The sequence below is a fragment of the uncultured Microbacterium sp. genome (assembly GCF_945952435.1).
GTDB lineage: Bacteria > Actinomycetota > Actinomycetes > Actinomycetales > Microbacteriaceae > Microbacterium.
The window spans coordinates 18,051-38,003 of sequence record NZ_CAMFHZ010000009.1 but is presented as its reverse complement, the minus strand read 5'-3'; the positions used below and the strand labels follow the sequence as shown (position 1 = coordinate 38,003).

General features: G+C 71.5%; 16 protein-coding genes. 5 read left to right on the top strand and 11 right to left on the bottom strand.

What is annotated here, in order from left to right:
- Positions 1-164 precede the first annotated feature (164 nt).
- On the top strand, positions 165-1,373 hold the full coding sequence (locus tag Q0P88_RS06480) for a homoserine O-acetyltransferase (protein ID WP_295012301.1): 1,209 nt from the start codon (positions 165-167) through the stop codon (positions 1,371-1,373).
- Between the two features lie 15 nt (positions 1,374-1,388).
- Here Q0P88_RS06480 and Q0P88_RS06475 read toward each other — a convergent pair whose 3' ends face one another.
- The 5 genes from Q0P88_RS06475 to Q0P88_RS06455 form a co-directional block, all read right to left on the bottom strand.
- Positions 1,389-2,051 carry an NUDIX domain-containing protein gene (locus Q0P88_RS06475; RefSeq protein ID WP_295012299.1) on the bottom strand — a complete coding sequence of 221 codons (663 nt, stop codon included), beginning with the start codon at positions 2,049-2,051 and terminating at the stop codon, positions 1,389-1,391.
- Between the two features lie 27 nt (positions 2,052-2,078).
- The gene (locus tag Q0P88_RS06470; RefSeq protein WP_295012297.1) at positions 2,079-3,320 is read right to left on the bottom strand and encodes an MFS transporter; all 1,242 of its coding nucleotides are present in this window, start codon (positions 3,318-3,320) and stop codon (positions 2,079-2,081) included.
- 83 nt (positions 3,321-3,403) lie between these two features.
- Positions 3,404-3,751 (bottom strand): thiamine-binding protein, encoded by a 348-nt coding sequence (locus Q0P88_RS06465; protein ID WP_295012295.1) that lies wholly within the window; start codon positions 3,749-3,751, stop codon positions 3,404-3,406.
- Positions 3,751-5,076 (bottom strand): glycosyltransferase 87 family protein, encoded by a 1,326-nt coding sequence (locus tag Q0P88_RS06460; protein WP_295012293.1) that lies wholly within the window; start codon positions 5,074-5,076, stop codon positions 3,751-3,753. The genes Q0P88_RS06465 and Q0P88_RS06460 overlap by 1 nt, the downstream gene beginning before the upstream one ends.
- Complete coding sequence (locus Q0P88_RS06455) at positions 5,073-6,014, bottom strand: ADP/ATP-dependent (S)-NAD(P)H-hydrate dehydratase (RefSeq protein ID WP_295012291.1); 942 nt, start codon at positions 6,012-6,014, stop codon at positions 5,073-5,075. Before Q0P88_RS06455 ends, Q0P88_RS06460 begins: the two co-directional genes overlap by 4 nt.
- A 110-nt stretch (positions 6,015-6,124) precedes the next feature.
- Between Q0P88_RS06455 and Q0P88_RS06450 the strand changes: the two genes are divergently transcribed.
- Positions 6,125-7,192, top strand: coding sequence for an NADH:flavin oxidoreductase/NADH oxidase (locus tag Q0P88_RS06450; RefSeq protein ID WP_295012289.1), 1,068 nt, complete (start codon positions 6,125-6,127; stop codon positions 7,190-7,192).
- 84 nt (positions 7,193-7,276) lie between these two features.
- On the opposite strand, the gene Q0P88_RS06445 is transcribed toward Q0P88_RS06450, so the two are convergent.
- The 3 genes from Q0P88_RS06445 to Q0P88_RS06435 all read right to left on the bottom strand — a co-directional run bounded on the left by Q0P88_RS06445 (position 7,277) and on the right by Q0P88_RS06435 (position 11,240).
- The gene (locus Q0P88_RS06445) at positions 7,277-8,338 is read right to left on the bottom strand and encodes a hemolysin family protein (RefSeq protein ID WP_295012287.1); all 1,062 of its coding nucleotides are present in this window, start codon (positions 8,336-8,338) and stop codon (positions 7,277-7,279) included.
- Entirely contained in the window at positions 8,335-9,648 is a 1,314-nt protein-coding gene (locus Q0P88_RS06440; RefSeq protein WP_295012456.1) for a hemolysin family protein, read from the bottom strand. Before Q0P88_RS06440 ends, Q0P88_RS06445 begins: the two co-directional genes overlap by 4 nt.
- Positions 9,649-9,785: 137 nt before the next feature.
- The gene (locus Q0P88_RS06435) at positions 9,786-11,240 is read right to left on the bottom strand and encodes a GuaB1 family IMP dehydrogenase-related protein (protein WP_295012285.1); all 1,455 of its coding nucleotides are present in this window, start codon (positions 11,238-11,240) and stop codon (positions 9,786-9,788) included.
- A 216-nt stretch (positions 11,241-11,456) separates the two neighbouring features.
- On the opposite strand from Q0P88_RS06435, the gene Q0P88_RS06430 reads away from it, so the two are divergent.
- Entirely contained in the window at positions 11,457-15,125 is a 3,669-nt protein-coding gene (locus tag Q0P88_RS06430) for a multifunctional oxoglutarate decarboxylase/oxoglutarate dehydrogenase thiamine pyrophosphate-binding subunit/dihydrolipoyllysine-residue succinyltransferase subunit (protein ID WP_295012283.1), read from the top strand.
- A 65-nt stretch (positions 15,126-15,190) separates the two neighbouring features.
- Here the strand turns inward: Q0P88_RS06430 and Q0P88_RS06425 are convergent, their stop codons facing one another.
- Genes Q0P88_RS06425 through Q0P88_RS06415 form a run of 3 tightly spaced genes read right to left on the bottom strand, consistent with a single transcriptional unit; the run spans position 15,191 to position 17,464 of the window.
- Complete coding sequence (locus Q0P88_RS06425; RefSeq protein WP_295012281.1) at positions 15,191-16,504, bottom strand: GNAT family N-acetyltransferase; 1,314 nt, start codon at positions 16,502-16,504, stop codon at positions 15,191-15,193.
- A gap of 40 nt (positions 16,505-16,544) precedes the next feature.
- Positions 16,545-16,790, bottom strand: a complete 246-nt coding sequence (gene rsrA / locus Q0P88_RS06420) for a mycothiol system anti-sigma-R factor (RefSeq protein ID WP_295012279.1) — start codon at positions 16,788-16,790, stop codon at positions 16,545-16,547.
- Positions 16,787-17,464: a sigma-70 family RNA polymerase sigma factor gene (locus tag Q0P88_RS06415; RefSeq protein WP_295012277.1), complete on the bottom strand. Its 678-nt coding sequence runs from the start codon at positions 17,462-17,464 to the stop codon at positions 16,787-16,789. Before Q0P88_RS06415 ends, rsrA begins: the two co-directional genes overlap by 4 nt.
- Before the next feature lie 59 nt (positions 17,465-17,523).
- Between Q0P88_RS06415 and aroA the strand changes: the two genes are divergently transcribed.
- Entirely contained in the window at positions 17,524-18,867 is a 1,344-nt protein-coding gene (aroA, locus tag Q0P88_RS06410) for a 3-phosphoshikimate 1-carboxyvinyltransferase (protein ID WP_295012276.1), read from the top strand.
- The gene (rsgA, locus tag Q0P88_RS06405; protein WP_295012274.1) at positions 18,864-19,952 is read left to right on the top strand and encodes a ribosome small subunit-dependent GTPase A; all 1,089 of its coding nucleotides are present in this window, start codon (positions 18,864-18,866) and stop codon (positions 19,950-19,952) included. Before aroA ends, rsgA begins: the two co-directional genes overlap by 4 nt.
- Position 19,953 lies beyond the last annotated feature (1 nt).

Sequence of the window (19,953 nt, the reverse complement as noted above, 5' to 3'; positions counted from 1 at the left end):
AGGTGACGGAGGGAGGGAATCAGAGGTAAGGGCACGACGGAGGGAGGGAAACAGGGTGAGAGGCAGCACGGAACGAGCCCGCAGAACCCACAGAAAGCGGGGACGAGACGACCGGATCCGTAACCTTCCGTCCTGCCGGGACCTCACCGGGAAGAATGGGGAGCATGGACTGGCAGACGACCTCCGAGGACACGGTGCCTTCGGCGCGCGTCACGGAGGCGGACGCCCGCCTCGTCCGCGCGCGGCCGCCGGCGACCGGCGCCTGGCGGGACGGGGATCCGGCGGGCGACCGCCGGTTCGAGGCCTTCGGGCCGTTCCGCACGGAGGGCGGATCGGAACTCCCGCTCATCCGGCTCGCATACGAGAGCTGGGGGACGCTGAACGAGGCACGCGACAACGCGGTCCTCGTCCTGCACGCGCTCACCGGAGACAGCCACGTGGTCGGCCCCGCCGGAGCGGGTCACGCGACGAGCGGCTGGTGGGACGAGATCGTCGGATCCGGACGCCCGATCGACACCGACGAATGGTTCGTGATCGCGCCGAACATCCTCGGCGGCTGCCAGGGATCCACGGGACCGGCGAGCATCGCCCCGGACGGCTACGAGTGGGCATCGCGTTTCCCGTACCTGACGATCCGCGACCAGGTGTCGGCCCAGGTCCTGCTCGCGAACGCGCTCGGGATCGACCGCTGGGCCGCCGTGATCGGCGGATCCATGGGCGGCATGCACGCGTTGGAATGGGCGGTCGGTCACTCGGAGCGGGTCGAGCGACTGGCGGTCCTGTCCTCTCCCCCGGTCACCACCGCGGATCAGCTCGCCCTCAACTTCGTGCAGTTGGAGACCGTGCGGATGGATCCGCGGTTCGTCGGAGGCGAGTACTACGACGCCGCGATCGGGGAGGGACCGCACCGCGGGCTCGCCCTCGCCCGACGCATGGCGCTGCTGAACTACCGCAGCCCCATCGAGCTGAACCAGCGGTTCCAGCGCTCCTGGCAGTCCGATGTGTCACCGCTCGGGCACGGCGGGCGCTTCGCGGTGGAGAGCTACCTGGATTTCCACGGCAACAAGTTCACCCGCCGCTTCGACGCGAACAGCTACCTCACGCTCGTCGAGGCGATGAACTCGCACGACATCGGCCGCGACCGCGGCGGTGTCGAGGATGCGCTCCGCCGCGTCACCGCGACGACGCTCGTGCTGGGCATCGACTCGGACCGCCTCTTCCCCGTCGACGGGCAGCACCGGATCGCGCGCGGCATCCCCCGCACGCTGGACGGCAACGAGGCGGTCGTCCTCGCGAGCGACTTCGGCCACGACGGCTTCCTCATCGAGACCGACGAGGTCGGTCGACACCTGCGCAGGCTCCTCGACGCCTGACCCGCGACGACCCCGTCAGCTCCGCTCGTACCGCCACGGGGTCGATGCGGCCCAGAGGCGATCGCGGGACCCGGCGGAGGCACCGGCGAGTTCGTCTCCGTCCCAGAAGAACAGCGTCCCCTCGTCGGTGCGCGCGACGCGGGTGCGGAACAGCTCCGGTTCCGAGCCGCGCACCCGGGCCAGGGCCGCCTCGGAATCGCGCACGTCCCCGAGCGCGTGCAGAGTACGCCAGGTCGGAGGTACCAGCACGATCTCCCCCGCATCGTGGGCGGCGAGCGCGTCCGCCGGGGTCGTCCATCGCGCCTCGACCACCTCGTCCGGCGCCGGAGCCAGCGGATCGCCGGGGTCGGTCGCGAGGAAGAACCAGGTGCGGACCCGCTTCGGGATGCCGACGGGAGGCATCCAGCACGACAACGGCACGAGCCGGTCCAGGTTCAGCCCGACCTCCTCCGCGGTCTCGCGGACCGCCGCGCGGCAGGCGTCCTCCTGCTCCCCCGCCTCGTCCCGGCGGTCGGACGGATCCACCATGCCGCCCGGGAACACCCACGCGCCAGGGAAGGATCCCCGGTCCGGTCGCCGCAGCAGCAGCACCTCAGGGGCGTAGGGGCGGTCCCGGAGGATCACGACGGTCCCGGCGACGGGAAGATCCGCGTCGTCGGCGACGGGCTCGGAGCTCATCCGTCCATGCTAGGGCGGCGACGGGCGTCACGCCTGTTCGAGCACCCGTACGGACCCGGTCTCGGTGTGGAATCGGCGCTGCACGGCGTAGGAGGCGAGGGCGATCCCGAGTCCCACGGCGGCGAGTCCCGCCCCCACCCACGAGGGTGCGGCGAAGCCCCAGCCGGCGGCGATCACGACCCCGCCGAGGAAGGCTCCGAGGCTGTTGCCGATGTTGAGCGCCGAGTGGTTGAGGGCGGCGGCGATCGACTGATTGTCGCCCGCGACCTCCATGAGACGGGTCTGGATCGCCGGACTCAGGATCGACGACAGCAGCGCCATCACGAACGCGAGGGGCACGAGCAGCCAGATCGAGAACGACAGGATCGCGAGCAGCACGAGCACCACGGCCATCGCGCCGAGGCTGACGAGGAGCGTCAGCCGGAGGTTGCGGTCGCCGAAATACCCTCCCAGCAGGTTGCCCACGGTCATGCCCAGACCGAAGACCACGAGGGTGATCGGCACCATCCACTGCGGGGCGCCCGCGCGCTCCGTGACGACGGGGGCGATGTAGCTGTAGACCGCGAAGAATCCCCCGAAACCGATTGCGCCGGTGGCGAGCGCGAACCACACCTGAGGGCGACGGAACACGCGCAGTTCCGCACGGAAGGTGCGCCCGGGGTCGCCGGGGTGCTCGGGGACGAAGAAGGTGATGCAGATCGTCGCCAACGCGAACACGATCGTGACGACCAGGAAGGCGCTGCGCCAGCCGACGTGCTGGCCGAGGAACGTGCCCGCGGGCACGCCCACCACGTTCGCGATCGTGAGCCCGGTGAGGATGAAGGCCACGCCCTTGGCGCGCTTGCCCGGTCCGAGCACGTCGGCGGCGACGAGCGCGCCGATCCCGAAGTACGCTCCGTGCGGGAGCCCGGCGACGAAGCGAGCGAGTCCGACCGTCTCGAACGTCGGCAGGAAGACGGCGAGTCCGTTGCCGAGCGTGAGCGCGATGGCCAGCCCGATCATTACCCGATGCCGGGGGAACCGCGCCACGAGTCCTGCGATCGTCGGTGCGCCCACGACGACGCCGAGGGCGTAGAGGGACACGAGGATCCCGGCCCGGCCGATGGCCTCGTCCGGATTCTGCGCCCAGAGCTCCGGCAACAGGTCCTGCGCGATGTTCGGGAGCAGGCCCATCGCGACGAACTCGGTCATGCCGATACCGAAGCTGCCGATGGCGAGGGAGAGGAGCGCCCGCATCGCCGCACCCCTCGAGAGGCTCGAGGGTTTCATCGCTCCAGCTTAGCGGGCGCGCGAGGCGCGGCCGCTGTCCGCGGGACCTGTACACACCGACTCCGATGCCGCCGCCCCAGTAGTCAACCGGCCGCGTCGCCCTTCGCGACCGACTCGGCGATCGCGCGTTCCAGGCGCTCGACCTTGCCGTCGATCTCCCCCGCGCGGCCCGGACGGATGTCCGCCTTGAGCACGAGGGACACCCGCGATCCGAACGGCATCACCGCCTCGGCCGCCCGCTTCACGACGTCCATGACCGTGTCCCAGTCGGGGCCCTCGATCTCGGTGAACATGCTGGTCGTCCGGTGCGCGAGCCCGGAGGCGCGGACCACGGCGACAGCCGCGGCCACCGCGTCGTGCACGGAGGCGTCGGGGTTCTCCGCGCGATCGGGGGCGGAACCGGACGGGGCGACGGAGAAGGCGACGAGCATCAGATCCTCTTCGGTGTGCGAGGGACGGGTGTCTTCACCATCGCACGGATCGCGAGCACGCACAGCACCACGACCAGGATGTTGCGGATGCTCAGCAGCGCGATGGGACCCGGCTGCGCGGCCAGCAGACCGTCGTAGACGACCGGGTAGACCAGCTGGGTGACCGCATAGTCGACGAGCAACACGACGGTGGGCACGAGGGCGCGAGGGCGGTCGAAGAGCCACCACAGCAGCACAGGGGCGAGCATCCACACCTGGAACTGCGGCGATCCGACCTTGTTGCACGCGATGAGCAGCGCGACCATCGCGAGCATGGTCGCGGGGAGCAGGCGCCGGGCCGGAGCGCCGGCGCGGAGCTTCCACAGGGCGACGCCCGCGACGACGACGACCCCGACCACCATGAGCGGGGTCAGCGCGGCGGCCACGAGGTCGACGCCGGGACCGGAGAGCTGGAAGGTGAGGATCTCGTGGCTGTACGCGATGCGCGTCACCCCGACCTGGGTCAGCCAGAGCAGCGGCGTGGCGCCCACGGCCTCAATCTGCAGTCCCCTGCCCGACATCTGGCTGAGGAAACCGGCGAGGTTGGCCGCACCGCCGAGCGCGACGAGGGTCAGCACCACCACGATCGTGACGATCGCCGCCGCGAGGATCATCCGGATCCTCCGGCGCAGCAGCACGACCGCGGTGACGAGCAGGGCGCCCGGCCAGATCTTGATCCACGCCCCGATCGTGAACAGCGCGGAGGCGACCGCGGGACGGGACAGCAGCCAGAGTCCGGCGACGACGGCCAACGGCACGGTGACGGCGTCGATGCGGAACAGCGCGATGGGTCCGAGGGCGACGAGCGCGACGATCCAGACGAGGGCGGCCTGCCGGCGGACCCGGCTGCGACGGGCGCGGACGCCGCGCAGCAGGAAGGCGAACCCGATCGCGTCGAGCACGGTCACCAGCACCGACCACGCGACGACGTAGCTCGCCGAGCCGACCGCATACGTGCCCGGGAACAGGGGATGGATGAGCTGCGAGAGCCCCTGCGCGACGAGCATCGGCAGCAGCGCGACCTGGGGGTAGACCCAGCTCTCCGTGACGCCCATGATCGGCCCGCCACTCAGGGCCTGCCGCGCCCACGGCTCGTACACGAACACGGTGTCGCCCATGGGGAGCGCCGGCATGACCCAGCCGATCGTGCACGCATACACGTGCGCCAGCAGGAACAGGGCCCAGAGGCCGAGCAGCGGGATCCCTGCGCGGACGGCCGCGGACCGGCGCGGTTCGGCGGGTCGTGGCGGCGCGGTGCGGGCGGGGCGTTCCGCCGCGGCGCTCACGCGCGGTCCTCCGCGTCGCGGGATCCCGCGGGGGCGGGATCACGATCCGCGTGTCCGTGGACGGCGAATGCGAACGCGGCGGGCAGGGCCTCCGCGACGTCGAGCGCGACGACGGGGCGGCCGGGCAGGTCGACGAGCGCGTCGGCGGCGATCCTCCCGGCCGTGCCGTGCAGCCAGGCGCCGACCGCGGCGAGGAGGCCGAGTCCGGCCGTCCCGCCCGCCGCGCGATCGGCCGCGACGAGCGCGCCGATCACGCCGGCGAGGACGTCGCCCGTCCCTGCGGTCGCGAGCCACGGCGTGCCCGCATCGACCGCGTACACCTTCTCGGCGTCCGGATCCGCGACGAGCGTGACGGCGCCCTTGAGCAGCACCGTGCCGCCGAGCGCGCTCGCGGTCTCCTGGACCGCGGCGGCGCGCGTCGCGACGTCGCCCCGCGCCAGGGACGGGAGCGGCGGCAGCTCCACCTCTGCCCTGAGCCTCTCGAACTCGCGTTCGTGGGGGGTCGCGACCACCGGCGCCGCCGCCCCCGGCAGCAGATCGAGCGCTCCCGCATCGACCACCACGGGCGCCGCGCCGGCGAGAAGTGGCCGCAGCGCCGCGGTCTCGGCGGCCGAGCGCGTCTGCGCGGACACCCCGGATCCGATCACCCAGGCGTCGATGCGCGGTGCGCGCTCCCCTGGTGCGACCGCCACGGTCTCCGGTCGACGCGCGAGGACGAGGTCAGCGGCGCGACGCCCGCCGACGTAGCAGACGTAGCCGGCCCCCGCCCGCCATGCGCCCTCGACGCCCAGCACGGCCGCACCGGGGAAGGCCTCGGACCCGGTGCGCAGCCCCACCACTCCCCTGGACCTCTTGTCGGACGCGGCCTCGGGGATCCGCAGCACGCTGCGCACGTCGTCGTCGGTGAGCATGCGGACGGAGCCGGCGATGAAGGGCATGCTCCCACGGTACTGGCCGCGTCTGTGCGCGTCCGACGGCGCCACGGCTTCCCGAGACGGATAACGGTCCGGCCGCCCCGACCTCCGTCGACCCCGGGTAGCGTCGAGGTGTGAGTCTTCTGTTCTCCCCCGTGACCATCCGCTCGCTCGATCTCCCGAACCGCCTCTGGGTGTCGCCCATGTGCATGTACAGCGCGGTCGACGGCGTTCCCCAGGACTGGCACCACGTCCACCTCGCGCAGTTCGCCTCTGGCGGGGCCGGTCTGATCGTCGCCGAGGCCACCGCGGTGGTCCCGGAGGGCAGGATCAGCCCGCGCGACACCGGGCTGTGGACCGACGCGCAGCGCGACGCGTGGGCGACGATCGTCCGCAGCGTGCACGAGCGCGGCGGCCTGATCGGCATACAGCTCGCGCACGCGGGGCGCAAGGCGTCGACCTGGTGGCCGTGGGCCGGGGAGAGCGGATCCGTCCCCGCTGCCGAGGGCGGGTGGACGACGGTGGCCCCTTCCCCGATCGCCTACGAGGGTTTCGCGGCTCCGGAGGAGCTCGACGCGGCCGGTCTCGTCCGGGTGATCGCGGGATTCGCCGCCGCCGCGCGGCGCGCCCTCGAGGCGGGCTTCGACGTGCTCGAGATCCACGGCGCGCACGGCTACCTGCTCCACGAGTTCCTCTCCCCGCTGAGCAACCAGCGCGACGACAGCTACGGCGGCTCCCTGGAGAATCGCGCGCGCCTGCTCCTGGAGGTGCTCGACGCGGTGCGTGGCGAGGCCGGACCCGAGGTCCCCGTGTTCGTGCGGATCTCCGCGACCGATCACGCACCCGGCGGCTTCACGCCGGAGGAGGCCGCGACGGTCGCGGACTGGGCGGTCGCCCGCGGTGCCGACCTCATCGACGTTTCCAGCGGCGGCCTCGTGGCGCATCAGCGGATCGACGTGCACCCCGGTTATCAGGTGCCGCTCGCGGCGGCCGTGCGCCAGGGCGGACGGATCCGCTCGTCCGCGGTCGGGCTGCTCACGAGCGGCGCGCAGGCCGAGAGCGTGCTCGCCTCCGGCGACGCCGACGCGATCTTCGCCGGGCGCGAGTGGCTGCGCGACCCGCACTTCGGTCTGCGCGCCGCGCACGAGCTCGGCGACGACGTCCCCTGGCCCGAGCAGTACGCCCGCGCCCGCTGGCGCTGAGGACGAGCGCCAGCGCCGAGCACCGAGCACCGAGTGCAGCGGATGCGCGCGCCGGCCGCGGCACGGCGCGCGCATCGACCTCGGCTACCGCTGGTAGCCGCGACGGGTGATGTCGCGCACCTCGCCGACGAGCTCCTCGATGATGTCCTCCAGGAACAGCACCCCGGTGACTGCTCCGTCCGCGTCGCGCACCTGTGCGAGGTGGCGCCCCGCGCGACGCATGATCGCGAGCGCGTCCTCGAGGTCGGTGTCCTCCTGCATCGGGACCATCTGGTGGATCCGCTTGGGCGGGATGGGCTCCGCGGCACGGACCGCCGCATCCGGACCCTCGGAGGAGCGGATCACGTCCTTCAGGTGCACGTAGCCGATCGGGGCGCCCGCCTCGTCGACCATCACGTAGCGGGAGAAGCCGTACTTGGCGACCGCGCGCTCGACGTCGTCCGGGGTCGCTCCCCATGGCAGGGTGACGAGTCCGTCGAGAGGCACGGCCACGTCCCGCGCATCCTTGTCGGTGAACTCGACGACCGCGGTGACCGTGCCCGCGGCATCGGTCAGCACGCCCTCGCGCCGCGACTGGTCGACGATCGTCGCCACCTCGTCGAGCGTGAACGTGGACGCCGCCTCGTCCTTGGGCTCGACCCCGAACAGCCGCACCACGCCGTTCGCGGTCGCGTTCAGCCCGCGGATGATCGGGTAGAAGATCTTCGACACCCAGACGAGCGGCGTGGCGAGGATGAGCACGCTGCGGTCCGGCACGGAGAACGCCAGGTTCTTCGGCACCATCTCGCCGAAGATCACGTGCAGGAACGACACCAGCACGAGCGTGATGATGAACGCGATCGCGTCCACGGCCGCGTCGGCGAGACCGATCGCGTGCAGCGGCACGGCCAGCAGATGGTGCATCGCCGGTTCCGACACGTTCAGGATCAGCAGCGAGCACACCGTGATGCCGAGCTGCGAGGTCGCCAGCATGAGCGTGGCGTGCTCCATCGCATGCAGCGCCGTCTTCGCGGCGCGCGATCCCCGCTCCACGAGCGGCTCGATCTGGGAGCGCCGTGCGGAGATCACCGCGAACTCGGCGGCGACGAAGAAGGCGTTCGCGCCGAGCAGCACCACGAGCCATGCGAGTCCCGCCCAGTCGCTCATCGGATCGCCCCCTCGCCGGTCACGGGATTCGGGGTGAAGCGGATCCGATCCGCTCTGCGACCCTGCATGCGCACGACCTGCAGTAAGCCGTCGGGCACGGGCACCTCGTCGCCGACCACGGGCAGACGCTCCAGCACACTCATGATGTAGCCGCCGACGGTGTCGTACACGTCGCCCTCCGGCACCTCGATGCCCGCGCTCGCGCGCAACTCGTCCGGGCGCAGCTCCGCGGGGAACAGGATCGTGCCGCGGCTGCGGACGATGCCCGCACGGCTACGGTCGTGCTCGTCGGAGACCTCTCCGACGATCTCCTCGACGAGATCCTCCAGCGTCACGATGCCGGCGGTCCCGCCGTACTCGTCAACGACGATCGCCAGTTGGTACCCGCCACTGCGCAGTTCCGCGACGAGCGCGTCCAGGTGCACGGTCTCCGGCACCCGCAGCGGCTCCGAGGCGAGCGCCCCCGCGGGCACCTCGGTGCGTCGCTCCCGCGGCACGGACACGGCGGCCTTGAGGTGCACGACGCCGGTGATGTCGTCGAAGTCCTCGCCGTACACCGGGAACCGGCTGTGGCCGGTCCGGCGCGCGAGGGAGATCACGTCGTCGGCGGAATCGTCGGCGGAGATCGCGTGCATGCTCGGACGCGGCGTCATGACGTCGCCGGCGGTGAGACGGGCAAAGCCCAGGCTGCGGTCGAGCAGCGTCGCCGTGTCCTCCTCCAGCAGGCCGGCGCTCGCGGAGCGGCGCACGAGGGAGCTCAGCTCCTCGGCCGAGCGGGCGCCGCTGAGCTCCTCCTTCGGCTCGATGCCCATCGCGCGCAGCACCGCATTGGCGCTGCCGTTGAGCAGGGCGACCACCGGCCGGAACACGAGCGTGAAGCCGGTCTGGAACGGGACGACGACCTTCGCCGTCGCGATCGGAAGCGCCATCGCGAAGTTCTTGGGCACGAGCTCGCCGAGGATCATCGAGAGCATCGTGGCGATGAACATCGAGACGATGACCGCGATCGTCACGACCGCCGGCTCGGGCAGACCCCAGCCGGTCAGCACGGGACGGAGCAGGTTCGACAGCGCCGGCTCCATCGTGAAGCCGGTGAGGAGCGTCGTCAGCGTGATGCCCAGCTGCGCCGACGACAGGTGCGTCGAGGTGATCTTGAGCGCGGCGATCGTCATGCCGAGCCTGGTCTCTCCGCGATCCCGTCGCGCCTCCAGATCGGCGCGATCGAGGTTCACGAGAGCGAACTCGCTGGCGACGAACAGTCCCGTCCCCACGATGAGCAGGAGCCCCACGCCCAACCAGATGTAATCCATCACGGTGTCACCCCCGCCGAGGCGAAGGAGGAGCAGTGGGGCGAGGTACTACACGAGGGAGGGTCGTCCATGGTGCGCACGAGTCTACTGTCCCGCGGCGGGCGCGAAGCTGAACGAACGCCTGATCGTCGGGGCGTTCACCAGCTGACCGGCAGAGCCTTGCCCTCCTCGTAGCCCGCGGCCGATTGCAGGCCCACGAGGGCCCGGTCGTGGAACTCCGCGACGGTCGCAGCGCCGGCGTACGTGAACGACGAGCGCACCCCCGCGGTGATCATGTCGACGAGGTCCTCGACGCCGGGGCGGAGCGGATCCAGATAGATCCTCGACGACGAGATCCCCTCGGCGAAGAGCTCCTTGCGCGCCCGCTCGTACGCGTCCAGACGACCGAACCGCGCCTGCACGGCCTTGGTCGAGGCCATCCCCCAGGACTCCTTGTAGATGCGCCCCTCGGCGTCGGCCTGCAGCTCCCCCGGTGCCTCGATCGTCCCGGCGAACCAGGATCCGATCATGACGGATGCGGCCCCCGCGGCGAGCGCGAGCGCCACGTCGCGCGGATAGCGGACCCCGCCGTCGGCCCAGACGTGGGCGCCGAGCGCCCTGGCGGCCTCCGCCGTCTCCAGGACGGCGGAGAACTGCGGACGACCGACCGCGGTCATCATCCGCGTCGTGCACATCGCGCCTGGTCCCACGCCGACCTTGAGGATCGACGCTCCCGCCTCGACGAGGTCGCGCACGCCGTCCGCGGTGACGATGTTCCCCGCCACCAGGGGGATCCCCAGGCGCAGCGCGGCGACCGTGCGCAGCGCCTCGAGCATGCCGTCCTGGTGGCCGTGCGCGGTGTCGACCACGAGCACGTCCACCCCCGCGGCGGCGAGCGCCTTCGCCTTCGCCGCGACGTCTCCGTTGATCCCGACCGCCGCAGCGACCGCCAGCCGCCCCGAGGCGTCGACCGCCGGGCGGTAGAGCGTCGAGCGCAGCGCTCCGCGCGCGGTCTGGGTGCCGACGAGATGGCCGTGGCGCAGCACGCACACCATCTCGGCCTCGGCCGCCGTGATCGCGTCGAAGGCCGCGCGCGGATCCGCGACGTCCTCGGCGTCGAGGGAGGGAGAATCGGCACGGACGAGGTCGCCGAGCTGCGCGTCGCGCAGGGCCGTCGCCAGCCGGGGGGCGGGCAGGACGCCGTGGATCAGGGACGCCTCGACCTCGCCGGGCTCGTCGGCGACCACGATGCCGTGCCCTGGCGTCGGCGGCATCAGGCGCAGCGCGTCCTCCACGGTCGCGAGAGGAGAGAGCACCTGGGGCGTGTCCCAGAACACGGGCTGGCGTTTGACCCACCGGATCGCTTCGTCCAGCTGCTGCAACGGCATGTCCTGCGGCAGCACGCCGATGCCGCCCCGGCGTGCGAGCGTCGCGGCGAGGCGGGGTCCCGTCACCGAGTTCATGTTGGAGGACACGAGCGGGATCGTCGCCGGGGTGCCGTCGCGGGGCGTCAGGTCGACCTGCAGCCGGCTCGTCACGGCGGAGTGCCGTGGCACGAGGAACACATCGGAATAGGTCAGATCCACCATCGGTCGCTCGCCGGAGAACTCCATGCCCTCAGGGTACCCGCGCGCCCGTCGCGGCCGGGCGGACGCCCCCTGTCCCCGGGTGCGGGGACACGGCCGCGGCGACCCGCCGGACGCGCCCGCGCTCGGCCCGCTGCCGGGCGGGAACACGTTAGGCTTGTCACCCGGAGCGTGGCCACAACCGGGAGACACCCGGGGCGGAAAACCACCGCACCGTTCAGCGATGAAAGAGGGCGATCGAGCGTGTCGAGCCAGGTGACCGGCGTCGGGACTTCGGGAGATGGAGAGTTCGGGGCCAATTCCTGGCTCGTCGACGAGCTGTACGAACAGTTCAAGGTCGACAAGAACTCCGTCGACAAGGAGTGGTGGCCGGTCCTCGAGAACTACCATCCCTCCGAGCCAGGCACCGCCGCGCAGGCCTCCGCACCCGCGGAGCCGCACCCCGTCACCGCCCCGATCCCCGTGATCGGACAACAGCCCGTCGCCCGCACCACCACGAAGCCCGCACGCCCCGCGCCCACGCCCGCGCAGGCCCAGGACCGCGACGTCGCCCAACCAGGGGCCGAACAGCACGAGGACGTCGTCACCCCGCTGCGCGGCATGCCGAAGACCCTCGCGGCGAACATGGACGAGTCCCTCACCGTCCCCACCGCCACGAGCGTGCGCACCGTCCCCGCCAAGCTGATGATCGACAACCGCATCGTCATCAACAACCACATGTCCCGCACCCGCGGCGGCAAGGTCTCCTTCACGCACCTGATCGGCTGGGCGCTGATCCGGGCGCTCAAGGAGTTCCCCAGCCAGAACGTGTCCTACGCGGTCGTCGACGGCAAGCCGAGTGTGGTGGCCCCCGCGCACGTCAACCTCGGCATCGCGATCGACATCCCCAAGCCCGACGGCACGCGGGCGCTGCTGGTGCCCAGCATCAAGCGCGCGGAGACCCTCACGTTCAGCGAGTACCTCTCGGCCTACGAGGATCTCGTCTCCCGTGCCCGCGGCAATAAGCTCACCGCCGCCGACTTCCAGGGCACGACGGTCTCGCTCACCAACCCGGGCGGCATCGGCACCGTGCACTCCGTGCCGCGACTCATGAAGGGCCAGGGCTGCATCATCGGCGCCGGCGCGCTCGAGTACCCGGCCGAGTTCCAGGGGTCCAGCCAGAAGACGATCGACGTCCTCGGCATCGGCAAGACCATCACCCTCACCTCGACCTATGACCACCGCGTCATCCAGGGCGCGGGCTCCGGCGAGTTCCTGAAGAAGGTCCACGAGCTGCTCATCGGCGAGCGCGGCTTCTACGAGGACATCTTCCGCGCCCTGCGGATCCCCTACGCGCCGATCCGCTGGAACAAGGACATCGCGGTCGACCTCGCGGAGCGCATCGACAAGACGGCCCGCGTGCAGGAGCTCATCAACTCCTACCGCGTGCGCGGTCACCTCATGGCCGACATCGATCCCCTCGAGTACGTGCAGCGCACGCACCCCGACCTCGAGATCGAGACCCACGGCCTGACCTTCTGGGACCTCGACCGCGAGTTCGTCACGAACGGCTTCGGCGGGCACCGCCAGCTCAAGCTGCGCGACATCCTCGGCGTCCTGCGCGACTCGTACTGCCGCACGATCGGCATCGAGTACATGCACATCCAGGACCCGGAGCAGCGGCAGTGGTTCCAGGACAAGGTCGAGGTCAAGTACGTCAAGCCCGGCCACGACGAGCAGCTGCGCGTGCTCAGTAAGCTCAACGAGGCCGAGGCCTTCGAGACCTTCCTGCAGACCAAGTACGTCGGGCAGAAGCGCTTCTCCCTCGAGGGCGCGGAGTCTCTGGTCCCCCTGCTGGACGAGATCCTCCAGGGCGCGGCCGGAGCGGGCCTGGACGGCGCCGCGATCGGCATGGCCCACCGCGGCCGCCTGAACGTGCTCGCCAACATCGCCGGCAAGACGTACGGTCAGGTCTTCCGCGAGTTCGAGGGATCCATGCAGCCGGGCAACCAGCGCGGATCCGGCGACGTGAAGTACCACCTCGGCAAGGAGGGCACGTTCGTCTCGGACGACGGCACCGAGCTGCCGATCCTGCTCGCCGCGAATCCCTCCCACCTGGAGACCGTGGACGGGGTGCTCGAGGGCATCGCGCGGGCCAAGCAGGACCGCAAGCCGATCGGCACGTTCACCTGGCTGCCGATCCTCGTGCACGGCGACGCCGCCTTCGCCGGCCAGGGCGTCGTGGTCGAGACGCTGCAGATGTCGCAGCTGCGGGGCTACCGCACCGGCGGCACCGTGCACGTCGTGGTCAACAACCAGGTCGGCTTCACGACGCTGCCCAACGACTCGCGCACCTCCGTCTACGCCACCGACGTCGCCAAGACGATCCAGGCGCCCGTGCTGCATGTGAACGGCGACGATCCCGAGGCCGTCGTCCACGTCGCCCAGCTCGCGTTCGAGTACCGCGAGCGCTTCCACCGCGACATCGTGATCGACCTCGTCTGCTACCGCCGCCGCGGCCACAACGAGGGCGACGACCCGTCGATGACGCAGCCGCTCATGACCGACCTGATCCAGGCCAAGCGCTCGGTGCGCAGTCTCTACACCGAGTCCCTCGTCGGCCGCGGCGACATCACCCAGGAGGAGTACGACCAGGCCAAGGCCGACTTCCAGAACCGCTTGGAGATCGCCTTCGCCGAGACGCACGCCGCCGAGACCGGTGCGACCCCGATCGCCCCCGATCTGGATCCCGTCGACGAGCAGACCGGTTCCCCCGAGGTCACCGGGGTGCCGCTCGAGGTCATCCAGCTCATCGGCGACGCGCACGCGAACAAGCCCTCTGGCTTCACCGTGCACCCGAAGCTGCAGCAGGCGATGGACAAGCGCGTCGACATGAGCCGCAAGGGCGGCATCGACTGGGGCTTCGGCGAGCTGCTCGCGTTCGGCTCGCTGCTCGTCGAGGGCACGCCGGTGCGCCTCGCAGGTCAGGACTCGCGCCGCGGCACGTTCGTTCAGCGTCATGCGGTGCTGCACGATCGCGAGAACGGCCAGGAGTGGCTGCCGCTGTCGAACCTCTCCGACAACCAGGCCCGCTTCTTCGTCTACGACTCGCTGCTCAGCGAGTATGCCGCGCTCGGCTTCGAGTACGGCTACTCCGTGGAGCGCCCCGAGGCCCTCGTGCTGTGGGAGGCGCAGTTCGGCGACTTCGTGAACGGCGCGCAGTCGGTCATCGACGAGTACATCTCCGCCGCCGAGCAGAAGTGGGGCCAGCAGTCGAGCGTCGTCCTGCTGCTGCCGCACGGCTACGAGGGCCAGGGGCCGGATCACTCCTCGGCGCGCATGGAGCGGTTCCTGCAGCTCTGCGCCCAGGACAACATGACCGTCGCGCGGCCGTCGACGCCCGCGTCGTACTTCCACCTGCTGCGCCGCCAGGCCTACGCCCGGCCGCGCAAGCCTCTCGTGGTGTTCACGCCGAAGGCGATGCTGCGCCTGCGCGGAGCCACGAGCCCGGTCGAGGACTTCACCCAGGGACGCTTCGAACCGGTGATCGACGACACGAGGCAGTTGGACAGGGGCGCCGTCAAGCGCGTGCTGTTCCACTCCGGCAAGGTGCACTGGGATCTCGTCTCGGAGCTCGAGAAGAACCCGAACCCGGAGGTCGCGCTCGTGCGCGTCGAGCAGCTGTACCCGACGCCTCTGCACGAGCTGGCCCGGGTCGCCGCGTCGTATCCGAACGCGGAATTGGTGTGGGTGCAGGAGGAGCCGGAGAACCAGGGCGCCTGGCCGTTCCTCGCGCTGAACTTCCCGACCGGGAACGCGTCCCGGCCGCTGCGCGCGATCACGCGCCCGGCGTCGGCCGCGCCGTCCACGGGATCCTCGAAGGTCCACGCGGCGGAGCAGGCCGACCTGCTCTCCCGCGCGCTCACCCTCTGAGCCCGCCTCGAACGAAGGAGGCGCCCCGGATCCGTCCGGGGCGCCTCTTTCGTCGTCGGGCGGCCTCAGTACCAGATCGTCAGCACGGGAGCCTCGGCGGATCCGAAGGCGTCCTCGATCCGTCGGGCGACGTCCGCGGACGCGCCGATCCGCCCTGCCGCGCGCAGGGTCGGCGCGCTCACCCCGCCGAGATACAGCGAGCTCAGTGCCGACACGTCGAGCTCGACGTCGGCCGGGCCGTCCGCGGCGGTGACGACCGCGTTCCCGTCGTCGGCGATCCGCACCCGCCACGTCCCCTCCGCGATCCCGAGCGGATCCGTCACGGCGAGGACGAGGTCGAGCGCGGCCCGGTACCGGCGGGCGCCGAGAGCGGCGGGCACGTCCAGGATGCGCAGCCAGCCGTGGTCGTGCACCACCATCTGCACGGCCCGCTGGTTCGCCACGAGCCAGGGCAGCGGATCGTCCACGGACCGGAGGTCGGCCGTCACCGTCCGCACGAGATCGTGGTTGACCGCGAACGCCCAGAGCGCGCGCAGCGCGGCCGGGGTCTCGGCGTCGAGGTGGCGGATCGAGAGGTCGGCGCCGAACTCCTCGGTCAGCTGGGCGAGGGTGTAGACGAGCACTCCCCTGGTCTCGCCCGAGGGATCCACGGCCCGTACCCCGCGCACGTCCCTGGCCTTCTCGTCGCCCGGCACGAGGCCCGCCATGCGCGTCCAGCGCAGCGGCCAGCCCGGCACGTCGCCGGGGCGGGTGAGGCGGGTGCGCTCGTGGACCTCCGCGAGCGCGTGCGCGAGCGCATCCGGTTCGATGTACTCGAGGCGGATGTCATCGGCGGCCGAGAGCACGATGTCTCCGGAACGGCGGGCATCGACACGCACCTGCGCGACGGGGACGGCGGGACCGAATCCGTAGCGCCCGTAGATGGTCGCCTCGGTGGCCGTGAGGCCCGCGATCGGCACGCCGGCCGCGGCGGCGGAGCGCAGCTCTCCTTCGAGGAGCTGGCGAGCGATCCCGCGACGGCGATGCGTTCCGGCGACCGTGACCGCGCTGATCGCCCAGAGCGGCACGGAGGCGCCGGGCTCGCCGGGGACGGTCATCGGGGTCACCCACGAGTCGACGGTGGCGACCGGCAGGGCGTCGGCGTCCGCGGCGGTCTCGAAGACGCCGATGTTGCGCCGCTCGCGCATCATCGCGGTCATCGCCGCGACGGTCTCGTCGCGCGGATCCGGATCCAGGAAGCCCCGCGCGTCGGCGCGCGCGAACGCTCGCCCTGCGGCGTCATCCGCCATGTCCACGACGCGATAGTCGAGACCGCTGCGGCTCAGCCGCTCCCGGGATCGGGGGTCGGCGGGAACGGTACGGGCGTCGACGTTGTCCATGCGCCCAGCGTATCGAGCGGCGCGCGAGCGGAGCGGCGGATCAGTGCGCGGTCGCCTGCACGGCGCGCAGACGCGCGAGCACCTGGTCCCGCAGCTCTTCGGGCGCGGTCTCCTTGCAGGCGCGGGACACGACCTCGGTGAGCGTCGTCGCGATCAGCGCCTCCTCGGCGCAGGCCGGGCAGTTCTCGAGGTGCGCGCGGATGTCGGCGTGCTCCGTCTTGCACATCTCGTTGCGGAGGTACTCTTCCAGATCCTGCCGCGCCTTGGCGCATCCGCAGTCGCTCATGCCTTGCTCCTCGTGACGGCCGTGGCGATTCCTCGCTCCGCGGCGTAGTCCGCCAGCAGCTCCCGGAGCATGCGGCGCCCGCGGTGCAGGCGGCTCATGACGGTGCCGATGGGGGTCTTCATGATGTCGGCGATCTCCTGGTACGCGAATCCCTCGACGTCGGCGAGGTAGACCGCCAGACGGAAGTCCTCGGGCACCGCCTGCAGCGCCTCCTTGACGACGGACGCCGGCATACGGTCGATCGCCTCGGCCTCGGCCGAACGGCTGTGCGACGCGGTCGTGGACTCCGCTCCGCCGAGCTGCCAGTCCTCGAGCTCGTCGATCGTGCCCTGATACGGCTCGCGCTGCCGCTTGCGATAGATGTTGATGTAGGTGTTCGTCAGGATGCGGTAGAGCCACGCCTTGAGGTTGGTGCCTTGCGTGAAGCTCGCCCAGGAGGCGAACGCCTTGACGAAGGTCTCCTGCACCAGGTCCGACGCGTCCGCGGGGTTGCGGGTCATCCGCATCGCCGCGGCGTAGAGCTGATCCATGAAGGGGATCGCCTGCTCCTCGAATTCCCGGCGCGCCTGCGGGGTCTCCGCGTCCTGCGGGACCGACGTCGAATCCTGATCGTTCATCGCCAGCCAGTCTAGGCCGTCAAGATCGACGATCTCGGGTTCCAGCGTCGCGAGCATCGCGCCTTCCTTCGTCTTCGGCGGGCCCGGATCGAGGGCCTTCAGTAGGGTAGGAACCGATGAGCGACTCGACCTATTCCCCCGCCCCGCGCGGTCGCTGGTCCGCGCCCACCGCGACCGGTCCGATCCAGGCGACGCTGCGCATCCCGGGATCCAAGTCGCTGACGAACCGGGAGCTGCTGCTCGCCGCGATCGCCGACGGGAGCTCCGTCGTGCGGGCTCCGCTGCACTCCGAGGACTCGGCCCGGATGATCGACGCGCTGCGCACGCTCGGCATCGGGATCGAGGAGGAGCCGGGATCGAACGGCTTCGGACCCGACCTGCGGATCTCCCCCGCGCCGCTGCAGGGCGGCGGCACGGTCGACTGCGGACAGGCGGGAACGGTGATGCGCTTCGTCGCGCCCCTCGCCGGCCTCGCGCACGGCGATGTGCTGCTGACCGCGCACGAGACGGCGCTGCACCGTCCGATGGGGGCGATGATCCACGCCCTGCGCGACCTCGGCGTCGACATCGAGGACGGCGGAAGCTGGGCGCTGCCGTTCACCATCCGTGGCCTCGGGCACATCCGCGGCGGCAGGATCGAGATCGACGCCTCCGCGTCGAGCCAGTTCGTCTCCGGCCTGCTGCTCGCCGCCGCACGCTTCGACGTCGGCCTGCACCTGGTGCACACGGGCGACCGGCTGCCGAGCATGCCGCACATCGACATGACGATCGAGGCGCTCGTCCGCCGCGGCATCAAGGTCGAGCGGCCCGGTGCGGGCGAATGGCTCGTGCAGGCCGGCATCCCCCGCGCGATCGACGTCACGATCGAACCCGACCTCTCGAACGCGGCTCCCTTCCTCGGTGCGGCGCTCGTGCAGGGCGGCGCCGTGTCGATCGCCGGCTGGCCGTCGCGCTCCACGCAGCCCGGAGCACTCCTGCCGTCCCTGCTGACGCGTCTGGGCGGCCACGTCGTCCAGGCCGGGGACGTGCTCACCGTGCACGGGGACGGATCGGTCCGCGGCGCCGAACTGGACCTCGCGGCCGCCGGCGAGCTCGCCCCCACCTTCGTGGGGCTCGCCGCCCTCGCCGACGGGCCCACGACGATCACCGGGATCGGGCACATCCGCCTGCACGAGACGGATCGGATCGCGGCCCTCGCCGGGAACCTGCGGGCGCTCGGCGGCGACGTCGAGGAGCTCGCGGACGGCCTCCGGATCATCCCGTCGCCCCTTCGCGGCGGCACCTGGCCGGCGCATCACGATCACCGCATGGCGACCACGGGGGCGCTCATCGGCCTACGAGCGCCGGGCGTCGAGATCGACGAGATCGGGACCACCGCCAAGACGCTCCCCGAGTTCACCCAGCTCTGGGACGAGATGCTCGACCCCCTCCCCTCCTCCTCGCGAAGCGCGACCGCGTGACCTGGACGGACAGCGTCTGGGGCGAGCCGGACGACGACGAGGATCTCGACGACTTCGACGAGTCGCAGATCCGGGTGCGCCCGAACCCCAAGGCCAACCGACCGCGGACGAAGCGCCGCCCCGCCCACGCGGATGCGGAGATCGGCCGGGTGCTCGGCGTCGACCGCGGCCGCTACGCCGTGCTTCTCGGCGAGGACACCGACGCCGAGCGCACGATCACTGCCTCTCGCGCCCGTGAGCTGCGGCGCACCCCGATCGTCACCGGCGACGAGGCTCGCGTGGTCGGCGATCTGTCGGGCGACGGGGGGACGCTCGGCCGCATCGTGGGCATCGAGCCGCGGACGTCCCTGCTGCGTCGCAGCGCCGACGACACGGATCAGGTCGAGCGGGTCATCGTCGCGAATGCGGATCAGATGCTCATCGTCGTGGCCGCGGCCGATCCCGAGCCGCGGGAGCGCCTGGTCGACCGGTATCTGGTGGCGGCCCTGGACGCCGGGATCACGCCGCTCCTCGTCGTCACCAAGACGGATCTCGCCGATCCGAGCGAGTTCCTCGCGCACTTCGCCGGGCTCGACCTGCGGGTGTTCACGAGCGCCCGGAACCCGGACGAGCCGGACGATGCCGCGGCGGGCATGCCGATCGCGGAGATCGGCGCGGCGCTCATCGGCCACTCCACGGTGTTCGTGGGGCACTCCGGGGTCGGCAAGTCGACGCTCGTCAACGCGCTCGTGCCGGGCGCGGGACGCGCGACCGGCCACGTCAACGAGGTCACCGGCCGCGGCCGGCACACGTCCTCCTCGACCGTGTCGCTGCGCTACACGTCGGCCGAAGGCGCCGGCTGGGTGATCGACACGCCAGGGGTGCGGTCGTTCGGGCTGGGGCACGTGGATCCCGCCAACATCCTCGCGGCGTTCACCGAGCTCGCCGAGATCGCCGAGAACTGCCCCCGGGGCTGCACCCACCTGGCCGACGCGGAGGACTGCGCGCTCAACGAGGCGGCGGCCGCGGGCGAGCTCGGCGAGGCGGGCCTGGCCCGGCTGGAGTCGCTGCAACGCCTGCTCGCGACCTTCGCCGACAAGCGCTGAG